The sequence below is a fragment of the Pseudomonas sp. ASL7 genome, from assembly GCF_056680375.1.
In genome coordinates this window covers 5,375,549-5,389,846 of sequence record NZ_CM155279.1, presented here as the reverse complement: position 1 = coordinate 5,389,846, position 14,298 = coordinate 5,375,549, and the positions used below count along the sequence as shown (strand labels likewise).

12 protein-coding genes are annotated in these 14,298 nt (G+C 59.5%); 6 read left to right on the top strand and 6 right to left on the bottom strand.

The genetic code is table 11. The features are described 5' to 3' along the window. The first annotated feature begins 100 nt into the window (after nt 1–100). The 6 genes from dusB to AC1MDT_RS24850 all read left to right on the top strand — a co-directional run bounded on the left by dusB (nt 101) and on the right by AC1MDT_RS24850 (nt 8,108). Complete coding sequence (dusB, locus tag AC1MDT_RS24875; RefSeq protein ID WP_414908866.1) at nt 101–1,111, top strand: tRNA dihydrouridine synthase DusB; 1,011 nt, start codon at nt 101–103, stop codon at nt 1,109–1,111. Then, entirely contained in the window at nt 1,108–1,428 is a 321-nt protein-coding gene (fis, locus tag AC1MDT_RS24870; RefSeq protein ID WP_007907419.1) for a DNA-binding transcriptional regulator Fis, read from the top strand. Before dusB ends, fis begins: the two co-directional genes overlap by 4 nt. Nucleotides 1,429–1,509: 81 nt before the next feature. Next, nucleotides 1,510–3,117: a bifunctional phosphoribosylaminoimidazolecarboxamide formyltransferase/IMP cyclohydrolase gene (gene purH, locus AC1MDT_RS24865; RefSeq protein WP_480419396.1), complete on the top strand. Its 1,608-nt coding sequence runs from the start codon at nt 1,510–1,512 to the stop codon at nt 3,115–3,117. 157 nt (nt 3,118–3,274) lie between these two features. Beyond that, the gene (purD, locus tag AC1MDT_RS24860) at nt 3,275–4,570 is read left to right on the top strand and encodes a phosphoribosylamine--glycine ligase (protein WP_480419395.1); all 1,296 of its coding nucleotides are present in this window, start codon (nt 3,275–3,277) and stop codon (nt 4,568–4,570) included. Between the two features lie 99 nt (nt 4,571–4,669). Further along, on the top strand, nt 4,670–7,447 hold the full coding sequence (locus AC1MDT_RS24855) for a hybrid sensor histidine kinase/response regulator (protein WP_480419394.1): 2,778 nt from the start codon (nt 4,670–4,672) through the stop codon (nt 7,445–7,447). Nucleotides 7,448–7,511: 64 nt separating this feature from the next. Continuing rightward, the gene (locus tag AC1MDT_RS24850; RefSeq protein ID WP_054044032.1) at nt 7,512–8,108 is read left to right on the top strand and encodes a MarC family protein; all 597 of its coding nucleotides are present in this window, start codon (nt 7,512–7,514) and stop codon (nt 8,106–8,108) included. Here AC1MDT_RS24850 and AC1MDT_RS24845 read toward each other — a convergent pair. The 6 genes from AC1MDT_RS24845 to cobG all read right to left on the bottom strand — a co-directional run bounded on the left by AC1MDT_RS24845 (nt 8,077) and on the right by cobG (nt 14,218). Next, the gene (locus AC1MDT_RS24845) at nt 8,077–8,823 is read right to left on the bottom strand and encodes a hypothetical protein (RefSeq protein ID WP_480419393.1); all 747 of its coding nucleotides are present in this window, start codon (nt 8,821–8,823) and stop codon (nt 8,077–8,079) included. The two genes, AC1MDT_RS24850 and AC1MDT_RS24845, sit on opposite strands and share 32 nt — an antisense overlap. Before the next feature lie 56 nt (nt 8,824–8,879). Beyond that, nucleotides 8,880–9,659 carry a hypothetical protein gene (locus AC1MDT_RS24840; RefSeq protein WP_480419392.1) on the bottom strand — a complete coding sequence of 260 codons (780 nt, stop codon included), beginning with the start codon at nt 9,657–9,659 and terminating at the stop codon, nt 8,880–8,882. Nucleotides 9,660–9,863: 204 nt separating this feature from the next. Beyond that, on the bottom strand, nt 9,864–11,561 hold the full coding sequence (gene cobJ / locus AC1MDT_RS24835) for a precorrin-3B C(17)-methyltransferase (RefSeq protein ID WP_480419391.1): 1,698 nt from the start codon (nt 11,559–11,561) through the stop codon (nt 9,864–9,866). Further along, nucleotides 11,561–12,292 (bottom strand): precorrin-2 C(20)-methyltransferase, encoded by a 732-nt coding sequence (locus AC1MDT_RS24830; protein WP_480419390.1) that lies wholly within the window; start codon nt 12,290–12,292, stop codon nt 11,561–11,563. The genes cobJ and AC1MDT_RS24830 overlap by 1 nt, the downstream gene beginning before the upstream one ends. Beyond that, a complete protein-coding gene (locus AC1MDT_RS24825) occupies nt 12,292–12,918 on the bottom strand; it encodes a precorrin-8X methylmutase (protein ID WP_480419389.1) in 627 nt (208 codons plus the stop codon). The genes AC1MDT_RS24830 and AC1MDT_RS24825 overlap by 1 nt, the downstream gene beginning before the upstream one ends. Next, nucleotides 12,911–14,218: a precorrin-3B synthase gene (gene cobG, locus AC1MDT_RS24820; RefSeq protein ID WP_480419388.1), complete on the bottom strand. Its 1,308-nt coding sequence runs from the start codon at nt 14,216–14,218 to the stop codon at nt 12,911–12,913. Before cobG ends, AC1MDT_RS24825 begins: the two co-directional genes overlap by 8 nt. Nucleotides 14,219–14,298: the final 80 nt, after the last annotated feature.

The following is a 14,298-nucleotide window of genomic DNA, read 5'->3' as shown; positions in this document are numbered from 1 at the left end:
AGATTTTGTTCAATTCAGCCTTTATCCAGTCATCGAGAGCGGGTATCATGCCAACCCTTTTTCGAACTCTCATGATCCGGCCCCACAACAGGGAAGTCCTATGTCGGCGGTACGCATCGGTCCATATACATTGCACAACGGCTTGATTCTCGCCCCCATGGCGGGCGTCACCGACCAGCCCTTTCGTCAGCTGTGCAAGCGACTGGGCGCCGGGCTTGTCGTCTCGGAAATGGTCACCAGCGACATGAGTTTGTGGAATACCCGCAAATCGCGCCTGCGCATGATCCACGAAGGTGATCCCGAGCCACGCTCGGTACAGATCGCCGGTGGGGATGCACAGATGCTGGCGGAGGCGGCCCGGGCCAACGTTGAACTGGGCGCACAGATTATTGATATCAACATGGGCTGCCCGGCGAAGAAGGTCTGCAACAAGGCCGCCGGTTCCGCCTTGTTGAAGGACGAAGCACTGGTGACCGAGATCCTGCAAGCGGTAGTGGCTGCAGTCGATGTGCCGGTCACGTTGAAGATCCGTACCGGCTGGGACCGGGACAACAAGAACGGCCTGACCGTGGCGAAGATCGCCGAGCAGGCAGGCATTACGGCGTTGGCGGTCCATGGCCGCACCCGTGCCGATCTGTACACCGGTGAAGCCGAGTACGACACCATTGCCGCGATCAAACAGGCGGTGTCGATTCCGGTCTTTGCCAACGGCGATATTGATTCGCCGGAGAAGGCCCGGTACGTGCTCGACGCGACCGGCGCCGATGGACTGTTGGTTGGACGGGCTGCCCAGGGGCGGCCATGGATTTTTCGCGAGATCGATCATTTTCTGCGTACCGGCGAAAAACTCCCGGCACTGGAACTGATCGAGGTGGAACGCATTCTGCTAGAGCATCTGGCCGCACTTCACGTTTTCTATGGAGACGTTATGGGTGTCCGTATCGCTCGCAAGCATGTGGGCTGGTATCTCGCAACCTTGCCGGGCGCCAGGGAGTTTCGCGCCCACTTCAATCGTTTGGAAGATACGGAAGCACAATGCGCCAACGTTCAGGGCTTCTTTGCCGAACGTTATAAGAGCCTGACAGGGGACGGAGAGGGGGTGGCCGCATGACGATGATGACCGAGACTTTAGTGAGTGGAACAACACCCGTGAGCGACAACGTGAATTTGAAACAGCACCTCAATACGCCGAGCGAAGAAGGTCAGACCCTTCGCGGGAGTGTCGAGAAGGCGCTGCACAATTATTTCGCCCACCTTGAGGGCGCTGCCGTCACGGATGTGTACAACTTGGTGCTCTCCGAAGTCGAGGCCCCCCTGCTCGAGTGCGTGATGAACTACGTCAAGGGCAACCAGACCAAGGCCAGCGAGCTGCTCGGGCTGAACCGGGGCACGCTGCGCAAGAAACTCAAGCAGTACGATTTGCTGTAAGCATTCAATCAAACCAGAAAGGCGCCCGCGTAAAAACGGTCGCCTTTTTTGCTGACTCCTTTGCTTTTGATGGAAATTGAGATGACCGACCAGACTACCCGCCTGCCGATCCGCCGCGCCTTGATCAGCGTTTCCGACAAGACCGGGATCCTCGAATTCGCCAAAGAGCTTGAAGCCCTGGGCGTCGAGATCCTCTCCACCGGCGGAACGTTCAAGCTGCTGCGCGACAACGGTGTTGCCGCTGTGGAAGTCGCGGACTACACCGGTTTCGCAGAAATGATGGACGGTCGGGTGAAAACCCTGCACCCGAAAATCCACGGCGGGATCCTCGGTCGTCGCGGTATCGACGACGCCATCATGAACGAGCACGGCATCAAGCCGATCGATCTGGTCGCGGTCAACCTGTACCCGTTCGAAGCCACCATCAACAAGCCAGGCTGCGACCTGCCGACTGCCATCGAGAACATCGATATCGGCGGCCCGACCATGGTCCGTTCGGCAGCCAAGAACCACAAAGACGTGGCCATCGTGGTGAATGCCAGCGATTACACCAGTGTTCTTGAAGGCCTCAAGGCCGGCGGTCTGACCTACGCTCAGCGTTTCGACCTGATGCTCAAGGCCTTCGAACACACCGCCGCCTACGACGGCATGATCGCCAACTACATGGGCACCGTGAACCAGGCCGCTGACACCCTCAGCACCGAAGGTCGCAGTGAGTTCCCGCGCACGTTCAACAGCCAGTTCGTGAAGGCTCAGGAAATGCGCTACGGCGAGAACCCGCATCAGAGCGCGGCGTTCTACGTGGAAGCCAAGCCAAGCGAGGTCGGTATCGCCACCGCGACCCAACTGCAAGGCAAAGAACTGTCGTACAACAACGTGGCCGACACCGATGCCGCGCTGGAATGCGTGAAGAGCTTCGTCAAGCCAGCGTGCGTCATCGTCAAGCACGCCAACCCATGCGGCGTTGCCGTCAGCCCGGACGCCGAAGGCGGCATCCGTCAGGCCTACGAACTGGCTTACGCGACCGACACCGAATCGGCGTTCGGCGGCATCATCGCGTTCAACCGCGAACTGGATGCCGAGACTGCCAAGGCCATCGTCGAGCGTCAGTTTGTCGAAGTGATCATCGCGCCATCCGTCAGCGCAGAAGCCCGAGCCATCGTGGCAGCGAAAGCCAACGTGCGTTTGCTGGCCTGCGGCGAATGGTCGGCAGATCGCGCCGCGGCGTGGGACTACAAACGCGTCAACGGTGGTCTGCTGGTGCAGAGCCGTGATATCGGCATGATCAGCGCCGATGACCTGAAAGTCGTGACCAAGCGCGCCCCGACCGAACAGGAAATCAACGACCTGATCTTCGCCTGGAAAGTCGCCAAGTACGTTAAATCCAATGCCATCGTCTACGCCAAAAACCGTCAGACCATCGGTGTCGGCGCGGGCCAGATGAGCCGCGTGAACTCTGCCCGTATTGCCGCGATCAAGGCTGAACACGCCGGTCTGCAAGTGCAGGGTGCGGTCATGGCTTCCGACGCGTTCTTCCCGTTCCGCGACGGCATCGACAACGCGGCCAAGGTTGGCATCACCGCGGTGATCCAGCCGGGTGGCTCGATGCGGGATAACGAAGTGATTGCTGCAGCCGATGAAGCCGGCATCGCTATGGTATTCACCGGCATGCGCCACTTCCGTCACTGATAACACGTCCACTGTAGGAGCGAGCTTGCTCGCGAAAAACGATAAGGCGCCGCACTGCTTCTGATGCCCCGCGTCATCGTTAACCACCATCGCGAGCAATCGAGCGTCGATCGGCTGCTCCTACAGTCCCAGATGAGCGTCATCCGAGGTTTTTGAAATGAATGTTTTGATCATTGGCAGCGGTGGCCGTGAACACGCCCTGGCCTGGAAAGTAGCCCAGGATCCACGCGTGCAGAAGGTCTTCGTGGCCCCGGGAAATGCCGGCACCGCCATTGAAGCCAAGTGCGAGAACGTCGCTATCGACGTGCTGGCCCTTGAGCAACTGGCCGACTTTGCCGAGAACAACGTTTCCCTGACCATCGTCGGCCCGGAAGTGCCGCTGGTCGCCGGCGTTGTCGATCTGTTCCGCAAGCGTGGCCTGGACTGCTTTGGTCCGACCGCGGGTGCTGCTCAGCTTGAAGGCTCGAAAGCCTTCACCAAGGATTTCCTGGCTCGCCACAAGATCCCGACTGCCGACTACCAGAACTTCACCGAGATCGAGCCTGCCCTGGCTTATCTGCGTGAAAAAGGCGCCCCGATCGTGATCAAGGCCGATGGCCTGGCCGCCGGTAAAGGCGTCATCGTTGCCATGACGCTGACCGAAGCCGAAGACGCCGTTCGCGACATGTTGGCGGGCAACGCATTCGGCGAAGCCGGGTCGCGGGTAGTGATTGAAGAGTTCCTCGACGGCGAAGAAGCCAGCTTCATCGTCATGGTCGACGGCAAGAACGTGCTGCCAATGGCAACCAGTCAGGACCACAAACGCGTCGGCGACGGCGACACCGGCCCAAACACCGGTGGCATGGGGGCTTACTCCCCTGCCCCGGTGGTCACCAGCGAAGTGCACAAGCGCGTCATGGACCTGGTGATCTGGCCCACCGTGCGTGGCATGGCCGATGAAGGCAACGTCTACACTGGTTTCCTGTACGCCGGTCTGATGATCGACAAGGCTGGTAACCCAAAAGTCATCGAATTCAACTGCCGTTTCGGCGACCCTGAGACCCAACCCGTGATGCTGCGCTTGCAGTCGAGCCTGGTGTTGCTGGTCGAAGCAGCCCTGGCGCAAGCCCTGGACAAGGTCGAAGCGCAATGGGATCCACGTCCGAGTGTCGGTATCGTGCTCGCCGCTGGCGGCTATCCGGGTGACTATGCCAAAGGTGTGGCCATCAATGGCCTGGATGCAGCTGCGGCACTGGAAGGTAAAGTCTTCCACGCCGGCACTGCGCTCAAGGACGGTCAAGTGGTGACGGCCGGTGGTCGGGTGCTCTGCGCAACCGCCATGGGCGCCAGCGTCGATGCGGCTCAGCAGCAGGCTTACAAGCTGGCGGCCAGGATTGATTGGGAAGGTTGTTTCTATCGCAAAGACATTGGCTACCGTGCAATTGCCCGCGAGCGTGGCGAAACTCAGGAATAAGCCAGCCATTCGGCCAGGCAAGGGCTTCGGGCCCTTGCCGGACTATTCCGGCGCCGCGCATAGTTATAATCTGGCATTAACCTACGAAGGGATTTCGCCGTGCGCTGGCTCAGGATTGCCATAGGTTTCACCGTCACTCTGCTGACTTTGCTCTGCATGCTCCCGGCCCTGGCCGCGCAAGGCAGTGGCTGGGCGGTATTGCTCGACGAACAGGGCGATCTACAGCTCAACGACATCCGTTCCGCGCGCTACACCAATCAATTCAGCCCCATCGAACTGGACCACCTCACCGCAGCCGAACCCGAAGGTGCGTTGTGGCTGCGATTCAGGCTTGCACCCGGCAAGCATGAACAGCTACTGCGGGTGTTCGCGCCCGACCTGTCGCGCTTCAATCTTTATGTGCTGGACGGCGATTCGCTGATCGAGCATTTGAACACCGGCACCGAGCAACCCCAGGGTGAACGACCGTTGCCCAGCAGCGACTTCATGTTGCCGCTACCGCAAAGCGACAAGCCGCTCGATGTTTACCTGCGGCTGGTCTCCGATCACCAGTTGAGGCCTTACATCACGCTGCAATCGGCGGTCATGACCGCTGCCAATCAGAACCAGACGCTGATTTACGGTCTGCTGTTCGGTTGTATCGCCATGCTGATCCTGCACAACCTCATCCGTTACGCCTACACCCGCTCGCGTAGCAGCCTCTGGCTGGCCGCCTGCGAAGCGTTGTTGATGCTCAGCCTGTTGCTGCTGCTGAACCTGGCCGGGCCATGGTTGCCGGACTGGCGTGCAGTACAAACGCCCGGCGCCTACCTCGCCCTGCTGCTGACGGCACCGTGCGGGTTGATGCTTGCCTATTGCTTCTTCGCCCCACTCGGCCCACACCCGCTGAACAAAGTGCTGCTGGGTGACATCCTGCTCATCATTGTCTGCGGTCTGCTGCTGCTGTTCGTCAACACGCTACCGCTGAACATCATCACTTACGCACTCGTCGCCCTCGCGGGCCTTACCATGTTGTTCGTCAGCGCCTGGCACTGGCAAAAAGGCTATCGACCTGCGCGGCTGTTCGTGGCCGCCATGGTGGTATTCAATCTAGGCACACTGATTATCTTGCCGGCTTTGCTGGGACTGACCCTGATTGAGCCACAAGGGTTGATCACCACGCTGTTGGTGTTCATCTGCATCAGCGGCCTGTTGATGAGCATTGCCCTGAGCGAGCGCCAGCGCAGCATCACCGAAGACCGTTTCAGCATCAGCCGCGACCTGGCCGCCAGCAACGCCGAGATCAATGCCAAGGCCGAATTCCTGGCAAAAATCAGTCACGAAATCCGCACCCCGATGAATGGCGTATTGGGCATGACCGAGCTGCTGCTGGGTACGCCGCTGTCGGTCAAGCAGCGCGACTATGTACAAACCATCCACAGCGCCGGCAATGAATTGCTGACCTTGATCAACGAAATTCTCGACATTTCCAAGCTCGAATCCGGACAGATCGAACTGGACGATGTGCAGTTCGATCTCAACGCACTGATCGAAGACTGCCTGAGCATCTTCCGCGCCAAGGCCGAGCAGCAGAATGTCGAGCTGATCAGCTTTATTCAGCCGCAAGTACCGCGGGTCATCAGCGGCGACCCGACGCGTTTGCGCCAGACCTTGCTGAGCCTTCTGGAAAACGCCCTGAAGAAAACCGACGAAGGCGAAATCCTGATTGTTGTCGCGCTCGACGAGCGCAGCGCCAAACCGCGCCTGCGCATCGCCGTGCAGGACAGCGGTGAACCCATGGACGCCGACGAACGCGATGCGCTGATGCACGCCGAACTGCACAGCAAGAATTTCCTCTCGGCCACCCGCCTCGGAGGTAATCTGGGGTTGGTGATTGCCCGTCAGCTGATTCGCTTGATGCATGGAGAGTTCGGCATCAAGAGTGGCACCCACCAGGGCAGCACCCTTTGGCTGACCTTGCCGCTGGACCCAGACCGCCTCGAACACCCGACGTCCGACCTCGATGGCCCACTCCAGGGTGCGCGGGTGTTGGTGGTGGACGACAACGACACCTGCCGCAAAGTGCTGGTGCAGCAGTGCAGTGCCTGGGGCCTGAACGTCAGTGCCGTCGCGTCCGGCAAGGAAGCGTTGGCGTTGCTGCGCACCAAGGCGCACTTGCGCGACTACTTCGACGTAGTCCTGCTGGACCAGAACATGCCAGGCATGACCGGCATGCAACTGGCGGCCAAGATCAAGGAAGACCCGAGCCTGAATCATGACATCCTGCTGATCATGCTCACCGGCATCAGCAACGCGCCAAGCAAGATCATCGCGCGCAATTCCGGAATCAAACGCATCCTCGCCAAACCGGTGGCTGGCTACACCCTGAAGACGACGCTGGCAGATGAACTGAACCAGCGAAACAAGGGCCTCTCCGTGGCGCAGCTTGCCCCCACCGGTCCGACCTTGCCGGTCAAGGTCCCCAGCGATTTCCGCATTCTGGTGGCCGAAGACAACAGCATCTCGACCAAGGTGATTCGCGGAATGCTGGGCAAGCTCAACCTGCAACCGGACACCGCCAGCAATGGCGAAGAAGCCCTGCAGGCCATGAAAGCCCAGCGTTACGACCTGGTGCTGATGGACTGCGAAATGCCGATCCTCGACGGCTTCTCGGCCACCCAGCAATTGCGCGCCTGGGAAGTCGGCAACAAGCGGATTCGCACTCCTATAGTGGCGTTGACCGCGCATATCCTCGCCGAGCATAAAGAGCGCGCGCGCCAGGCCGGCATGGACGGGCACATGGCCAAGCCGGTCGAGCTGTCGCAATTGCGCGACCTGATCGAACACTGGGTTGCGCAGCGCGACCAGTTGAACCGTGCAGCAACCCAAACGTCCTGAGCCGACAGACCCCGCAACGCCTGATAGACTCCCCCTCGACTTCCCTCGCCAGCGAGCTTGCCCCATGCTCCACGTGTTGTTCAGCGTTTACCTGAAGATGTTGGTGCTCTACAGCCCCTTCTTCGTGTTGTCCTGTTTCATCAGCCTGACTCGCGGTTATTCGCGCAAGGAACAACGTCGACTGGCCTGGAAAGTGGCGGTCGCCACACTGGTTTCCAGCGTCTTGCTGTACCTGTTCGGACGGGTGATTTTCAGTGTCTTTGGCATCACCGTGGATGCGTTTCGCATCGGTGCCGGCAGCGTGCTGTTCATCTCGGCACTGGGCATGGCCCAAGGCAAGTCGGCGGTACAGACCGACAACGTGCAACAGGACGTGACCATCGTCCCGCTGACCATCCCCCTGACCGTCGGCCCTGGCACCATCGGCGCCTTGTTGGTGATGGGCGTCAGCCAGCCACACTGGGATGACAAACTCACGGCCATCCTCAGCATTGCCCTGGCCAGCTTCACGGTGGGTGTGGTGCTTTATCTGTCGAACCGCATCGAGCGGATTCTGGGTGACCAGGGGCTGCAGATTGTCAGCCGGTTGATGGGGTTGTTTGTGTGCGCACTGGCGGCGCAGATCATTTTCACAGGGGTGAAGGGTTATCTGGTGCCATAACGGCACCACAAGACAATGGCTCCTGCGATAGCTCAAGCCTTGGCCTGACAGCCATCAGCGTGTGCCCTTGTACAAAGGCGACGATGTGTTCTCTGCTTTTGGCGAAAGCCCTGGCTGCCATCTCGAATGAGTGATGCTTCAGCACTATCGGTGAAGTGAAGCTACGAGTCGAAAAGGCTTGTTCCAGACAGTGCTCTCCCACGCTTTGCTTCGTCTCAAACTCAAGGTAGAACACCTCTATGCGGGCATTCTGTGTGCTCACGGCAAACAGCAAGTGCACAGTAAAACGGCGCTCTTCTCCCCCGCCGGGAACCTTGACCGTACGCTGACTGAGTTGCTGCGCCTGGATGGGCAAATCGGTCGGGAGGCGGGCCAAATCGCCAATGGCTTCGCACGCCAGCTCACACTCACTCTGCAACGACCGGCCTGCCATCGCGCGGGTAATTACCTCCGTCAGCGTGACGCTGGCCTGGCTCTCGAACAATGACTGCAGGACTTGCTCTCGCCTGAGAGGCCAGGCGGACTGCTTAAGGGCCTCGATAAAAACACCGTGCCGTTGCGAGAACTCGCTGGCATTCGGAAACTTGCTCGACGCTTTCAATTGGGAGGCAAGTAAAGAATACAAGATGTCGCACTTCATTTGGTTGCTCAATGAAACCGACAACACACTTAACAAACCGGAATCGACAAAAGACTCCTGATGATGACTTTCCATGTCTCACTTTCCCTATAAGAAGCGAGAGCCTCTAACCGCAAAGCTCTCGCAAAAATTTACAGTGGGGTCTTGAAGTACTCCAGCCGACTCCTGTCGACCTCTGCCTGAACAATGTCCTTGACCACATTATAAGCACGCCGATTCAATGTACGACGCGTTGCGGCGTTATACACTTTGACTTCTTCGCCTCGATATTTGAAAAACAGTATTTTGGTAATAAGTTCGCGTGACTCCATTTGCATGGCGCACGCAATCATGGTTGGCCGTCCTCCCAAAGAAATACAGGGCACCATTTGAAAGTTAGCCGCCTTATTCTTTTTACTTTTGATTTCAACCAGTTTTATTGCACCTTCATTTTTTTCAAGGGCGTTCAAGGCTGAAGAAATCAGCGGTATAACTTTCAGTTTGTCCGCCCCGGCGACCAGCGCGATGATCTGCAGTGCCGCCTCATCCATGGTGAAGTCCAGCTCCCGACTGATGAACTCCTTGTACGGGTCGTTCATGGTTGGCCAACCGCAATTCGTTACGGCCTTGCTGTACTCGCGATACCACTCGCGACGTTGGGTTTCCCGATCGAAGAGTTTGTCGGCACGAAGTTCCGCATAAAGAACAGTATCGTCGAATGCCTCGCGGTCCTCCTCAGACAGCGCTTCATCATATGCAGCGATGGTCGAACCCAAAACAGCAGCCGGGTCGTTCCCGTCTTGCCTGGAAATACTGTTTGAACGTGCCATTCGCGCCATAGGGACAGATTGAGTCGACACCTCGCCCAGCCCAAAATATTCCGACTGTGCCGCATAATCAAAATTCAAATCAATTGCTTTACTTTCAATCATCCAACTTAACTCCTTGTTATTAACTTAGACTGCATCTTGCAGACCCGTAAAACCTAACAAGCAACCCCTCTTCAGTCAAACCAACAAACGTATAATATTATTTAATAGCGCACACAAAAACCGCCATTAAAAAATCGACATTTAAATCCATATAAAATTGTTTATCAGTTGATATAGCCGGCCTGGCGCCGGCTATTCGCTATTTTATGGCTTGCTGCCATACCAGCGTGGCGTGTACACCCATTCCCCACCTTCTGAACGAGGAAAAGCACAGGTGGTCGAGGAACCCACAAGGACCATGGTTCGCATATCCACCTGATCGGGAGTCAGTTGCCCCAGCGTCGTGACCCGCAAGGTTTGCCCTGGACGGCCGATGTCGCGGCCCAGTACGACGGGCGTCTGAGGAAGACGATGCTGCGCGACGATCTCCAGTGCACGGCCCAGTTGCCATGGCCGTGAACGAGAGATCGGGTTGTAGAAAGCCAGTGCCAGATCGGCTTCAGCGGCCAGATCCAGACGTTTCTCGATGATCGACCAAGGCTTGAGGTTGTCCGACAGCGACATGACACAGAAGTCATGCCCCAACGGCGCACCGGCCTGCGCGGCGGTGGCCATCGACGCGGAAACACCCGGCAGAATCTCAAGATCCACGGCGTGCCAGTGGGCGTCCGTGGATTCGTGAAGGGCTTCCAGCACCGCGGCGGCCATTGCGAAAACGCCTGGATCGCCCGAGGAAACCACCACGACCGAACGTCCCTGGGCCGCCAGCTCGAAGGCGTGGCGAGCTCGCTGCATTTCTTCACGGTTGTCAGTGCAATGCAGCACCTGGTCGGCGCGAAACGGCCCGGCCATCCGCACATAGGTTTCGTAACCCAGCACATCATTTGCTCGTGCCAGCTCAGTCTTTACCGCGGGCACCATCAGTTCGGCGGCACCTGGCCCCAGGCCGATCACCGCCAGACGCCCGCGCGGTCGTCCGATCTGCGATGGGTCCAACGGCTGTTCGGCGATTGCAATGGCGATGGTGTCGTCGCCAAGAAGGGAAACAGACTGGCCGATGGCATGGCGGGCCAGTTCACTGACATCCCCGTCAGCGCTGGCAAACCGCAATGGCACGCCCAGCTCAAGCGCCGCTTCTCGCAACGTCGGGCTGGCCATTTCAGTGTCAGCGGCCAGCAGGCAGGCCAGCGATTGCAGGGCGACTTTTGCCTGATGCAATGCTTCGCGTACCACCCTCGGCACATTGGCCACGCCAGCATTCACAGCGACCACCACGTTGCGCGGGTAGATCAACAACTCGTGGGCGGCTGGCGTTCGTTCGACATGGCCAACATGAACGGTCAGCCGCGCCTGTTCATTCTCCGGCAACTGAGCGTGCGCCAACCATGGCGCCGCACCTTCAATACGCACTGTTTCACCGGCCAACAGATCGGAAACGAAACGCTTGCCCAATTCCAGATCGCCAAGGGCATAACCGCTGGGTGGATTGAGCAGGCACGTGCCGAAACGCAGTTCGCCGCTGGTGGTGATCGCCGCGGTGACGTCCAGCGCTGCGGCAATCTCCCGCGCCATCACATTCACGCCGCCGAGGCCGCCAAGTAACGGCACCACCGCGCTGCCATCTTCGGCCACCGCCAGGACCGGCGGCTCGGCACCTTTTTCCAGCAGCAACGGCGCCAGCGTGCGGATCACGATCCCGGCCGCGCACAACGCAATGATCGGCGTGTCCTGTTGATAGAGCTCACGCAGGGTCGTACCGAACTCGCGGTAGAGACAGTCCGCGCCTTCAACGCGTTCGGCCAGGCCGTGGATCAGTGCGCCGGGATACAGCTGTTGAATACCGCGTGCGGTGGCGAGGCTGCCATTGCCGAGAATGACGATCGCTGGAACTGGACGAGTCATCAGCCTTGCCACCTTTCGCCTGGAACGATAATCAGCGAGAAGTACGGCGAGGACATCGGCTCGACCTGATCCAGCGGGACGATTTTCTGGTTGGCCATGGTGGCTCGCTCGACGTACAGCGCGCGCTCGGCCAGACCGAGTTCTTCCAGCACCTGGCGAACTTTGGGAAAGTTGCGCCCCAATTTCATGATCACCGCCGCGTCGGCATCAGCCAATCGACGCTTGAGATCATCGTGAGGCAACACCCCGGACAGCACCGACAGACTCTGATTGCGATACACCAGCGGTGCACCGAGTACCGAGGCACCGCCAAGCATCGAACACACACCCGGCACGACTTCGGCTTCGTAACGCTCAGAAAGGCGATCGTGCAGGTACATGTAGGAGCCGTAGAAGAACGGATCGCCTTCGCAGATGACCGCCACGTCGCGCCCCGCATCGAGATGCGTCGCGATGCCCTCGGCGGCGTCATCATAGAAGTCGCTGATCACTTGCTCGTAGGACAGCGGCGCCGGCAAGGTTTCAGTGGTCACTGGGTAGACCAGCGGCAGCAAATTCTGTGCGGCTTGCAGATGCGCTTCGATGATGCCGAAGGCATTGCCTTTCTTGCCCTTGGCGACGAAGTACGCCACCACCGGGGATTCGCGCAGCAGGCGCAAGGCTTTGACGGTAATCAGTTCCGGATCACCGGGGCCCACGCCGAGGCCGATCAAACGTCCAGGTTGCTGCATTATTCGATCTCCGTGGCGAGGGCATTGACGGCGGCGGCAGCCATGGCGCTACCGCCCAGCCGGCCTTGCATGATGACGAACGGCACGCCGCGACTGTCAGCGGCGAGCGCTGCCTTGGATTCGGCGGCGCCAACGAAACCCACCGGGAAGCCAAGGATCAGCGCCGGTTTCGGGGCACCGGCGTCGAGCATTTCCAGAAGATAAAACAGCGCGGTCGGTGCGTTGCCGATGACGACCACGCTGCCTTCCAGATGTGGGCGCCACAGTTCCAGCGCGGCGGCGGATCGGGTGTTGCCCAACTCGCGGGCCAGGTCAGGAACGCTTTCATCGCGCAGGGTGCAGATGACTTCGTTGTTCGCGGGCAAGCGAGTGCGGGTTACACCTTCGGACACCATCCGTGCATCACACAGAATCGGCGCACCGGCGGCCAGCGCATCGCGCCCGGCCTGGCCCGCACCTTCGGAGAATTGCAGGCCGTCAATCGCATCGACCATGCCACAGGCGTGAATGACCCGTACCGCGAGTTTTTCCAGATCGGCCGGGATTCGGTCGAGGTTGGCCTCGGCACGAATGATCGCGAAGGAGTTGCGATAGATCTCCTGACCGTCGCGGATGTAATCAAGCATCAAGAGGGCTCCGAGAGCGGGCGTCGAGCAAGGCGGCGACCGCTTCAATAGTAAGGTTGCGTGCGTGCAGGGCGCCGAAACCCGGCTGCGCTGCATCGCGAAAATATAGATCGTAGTGACCCTGGGCGACGGCCAGTAACGTGAACGGCGCTGTATGTGCGGCAGCGCAAGAGCGCGAGCAGCCACTCAAATGCACGCTCAGTACATGACCCTGTCGCTGCAACAGCAAAGCCAGTTCCAGGGCATCGCCCTTGGTATCGGCCAACCCTTTGCCGCAGCCGTTTGAACCGGTGCAGGCGATCAACCGGGACAACGCCTGATCGGCTTCGCACATCAGGCCCAACCGTTGTAGACGCCGAATGACTTGCGCGGCGTTTTCGATCCGGACATTGGGTAACAGCAGACTTTGCCAAGGCGTGAAACGCAAGCTCGCGTCGCCGAACTCGTGCGCCAGTTGCGCCACCCCCCGAAGCATCGCGGGATCAAGCCGCCCCAATGGCGGCACGGCCCCGACATACACAAAATCTGCCTCGGCCTGGGGGTGAGCGCCGATGTGCAGCGCGTTTGAGCCAGGGATACGCTGCCAATCGGCAACGGCCTGGATCGGCACACACCCGGCCAGTCGAACCAGAAAGTCCTCGACCGGATGCTCGCTCAGCAAATGGCGCATACGGGTTTGCTCGGGACGCGCAAGTTCGAGGAACAACTCAAGCACCGCGACGACCAGAGCGTGACCATCGCCCAGTGAAACCGAGCCCACTGGCCTGTCCGTCGGGCATCCCGCCAGACCGAAAGCCAGCCGTGATTGTCCGTCTCGCTCAAAGGCCGAGAGCCATAGGTCATGGGGATGTTCGAGCATCGCCAAAGATTCGCCGCCATCGAGCTGCACCGCGAACTTGGCGCTGAGGTCGTGGAAACGTTCGTGACTCTGCACCGAAGCGAGTATTTGTTTAGCCAGTGGCCGGGTGTCGAACACCCTCTGCCGATCAATCCCGGCGCTTGGGCTGAGCATCAGGTTACGTACATCATCGCCAGCCGCCGTTTGTGGCCCCAAACCAGCGGCCAGCAGACTGTCGACCAGCGCCGTATGCGCACTGCCGATCCCGCGTATCTGCAGGTTGGCCCGGTTGGTGGCCTCAATCGCCCCGCTGGCGAAACGCTCGGCTGCAGCCGCTACTGCCTCGGCCTGAACGCTGCTGATCGAGCCACCGTTCAGCTTGATCCGACAGATACCACCATCCAGCGCCGGGACAATACGCAATAGCCCCGGGCAGGCCGAGGGGCGTAAGGCAGAGGACATCGGACGTTCGTTCAAGGGGGTGACCCGTTCAGGTGGCGAGGCACTTCGCGGGCGAAGCGGGCGGTATTATGCCTGCTTTG

Coding starts and splice junctions, on each gene's coding strand:
- dusB (WP_414908866.1), top strand. CDS start 101: ATGTCGGCGGTACGCATCGGTCCATATACATTGCACAACGGCTTGATT.
- fis (WP_007907419.1), top strand. CDS start 1,108: ATGACGATGATGACCGAGACTTTAGTGAGTGGAACAACACCCGTGAGC.
- purH (WP_480419396.1), top strand. CDS start 1,510: ATGACCGACCAGACTACCCGCCTGCCGATCCGCCGCGCCTTGATCAGC.
- purD (WP_480419395.1), top strand. CDS start 3,275: ATGAATGTTTTGATCATTGGCAGCGGTGGCCGTGAACACGCCCTGGCC.
- AC1MDT_RS24850 (WP_054044032.1), top strand. CDS start 7,512: ATGCTCCACGTGTTGTTCAGCGTTTACCTGAAGATGTTGGTGCTCTAC.
- AC1MDT_RS24845 (WP_480419393.1), bottom strand. CDS start 8,823: ATGGAAAGTCATCATCAGGAGTCTTTTGTCGATTCCGGTTTGTTAAGT.
- AC1MDT_RS24840 (WP_480419392.1), bottom strand. CDS start 9,659: ATGATTGAAAGTAAAGCAATTGATTTGAATTTTGATTATGCGGCACAG.
- cobJ (WP_480419391.1), bottom strand. CDS start 11,561: ATGACTCGTCCAGTTCCAGCGATCGTCATTCTCGGCAATGGCAGCCTC.
- AC1MDT_RS24830 (WP_480419390.1), bottom strand. CDS start 12,292: ATGCAGCAACCTGGACGTTTGATCGGCCTCGGCGTGGGCCCCGGTGAT.
- AC1MDT_RS24825 (WP_480419389.1), bottom strand. CDS start 12,918: ATGCTTGATTACATCCGCGACGGTCAGGAGATCTATCGCAACTCCTTC.
- cobG (WP_480419388.1), bottom strand. CDS start 14,218: ATGTCCTCTGCCTTACGCCCCTCGGCCTGCCCGGGGCTATTGCGTATT.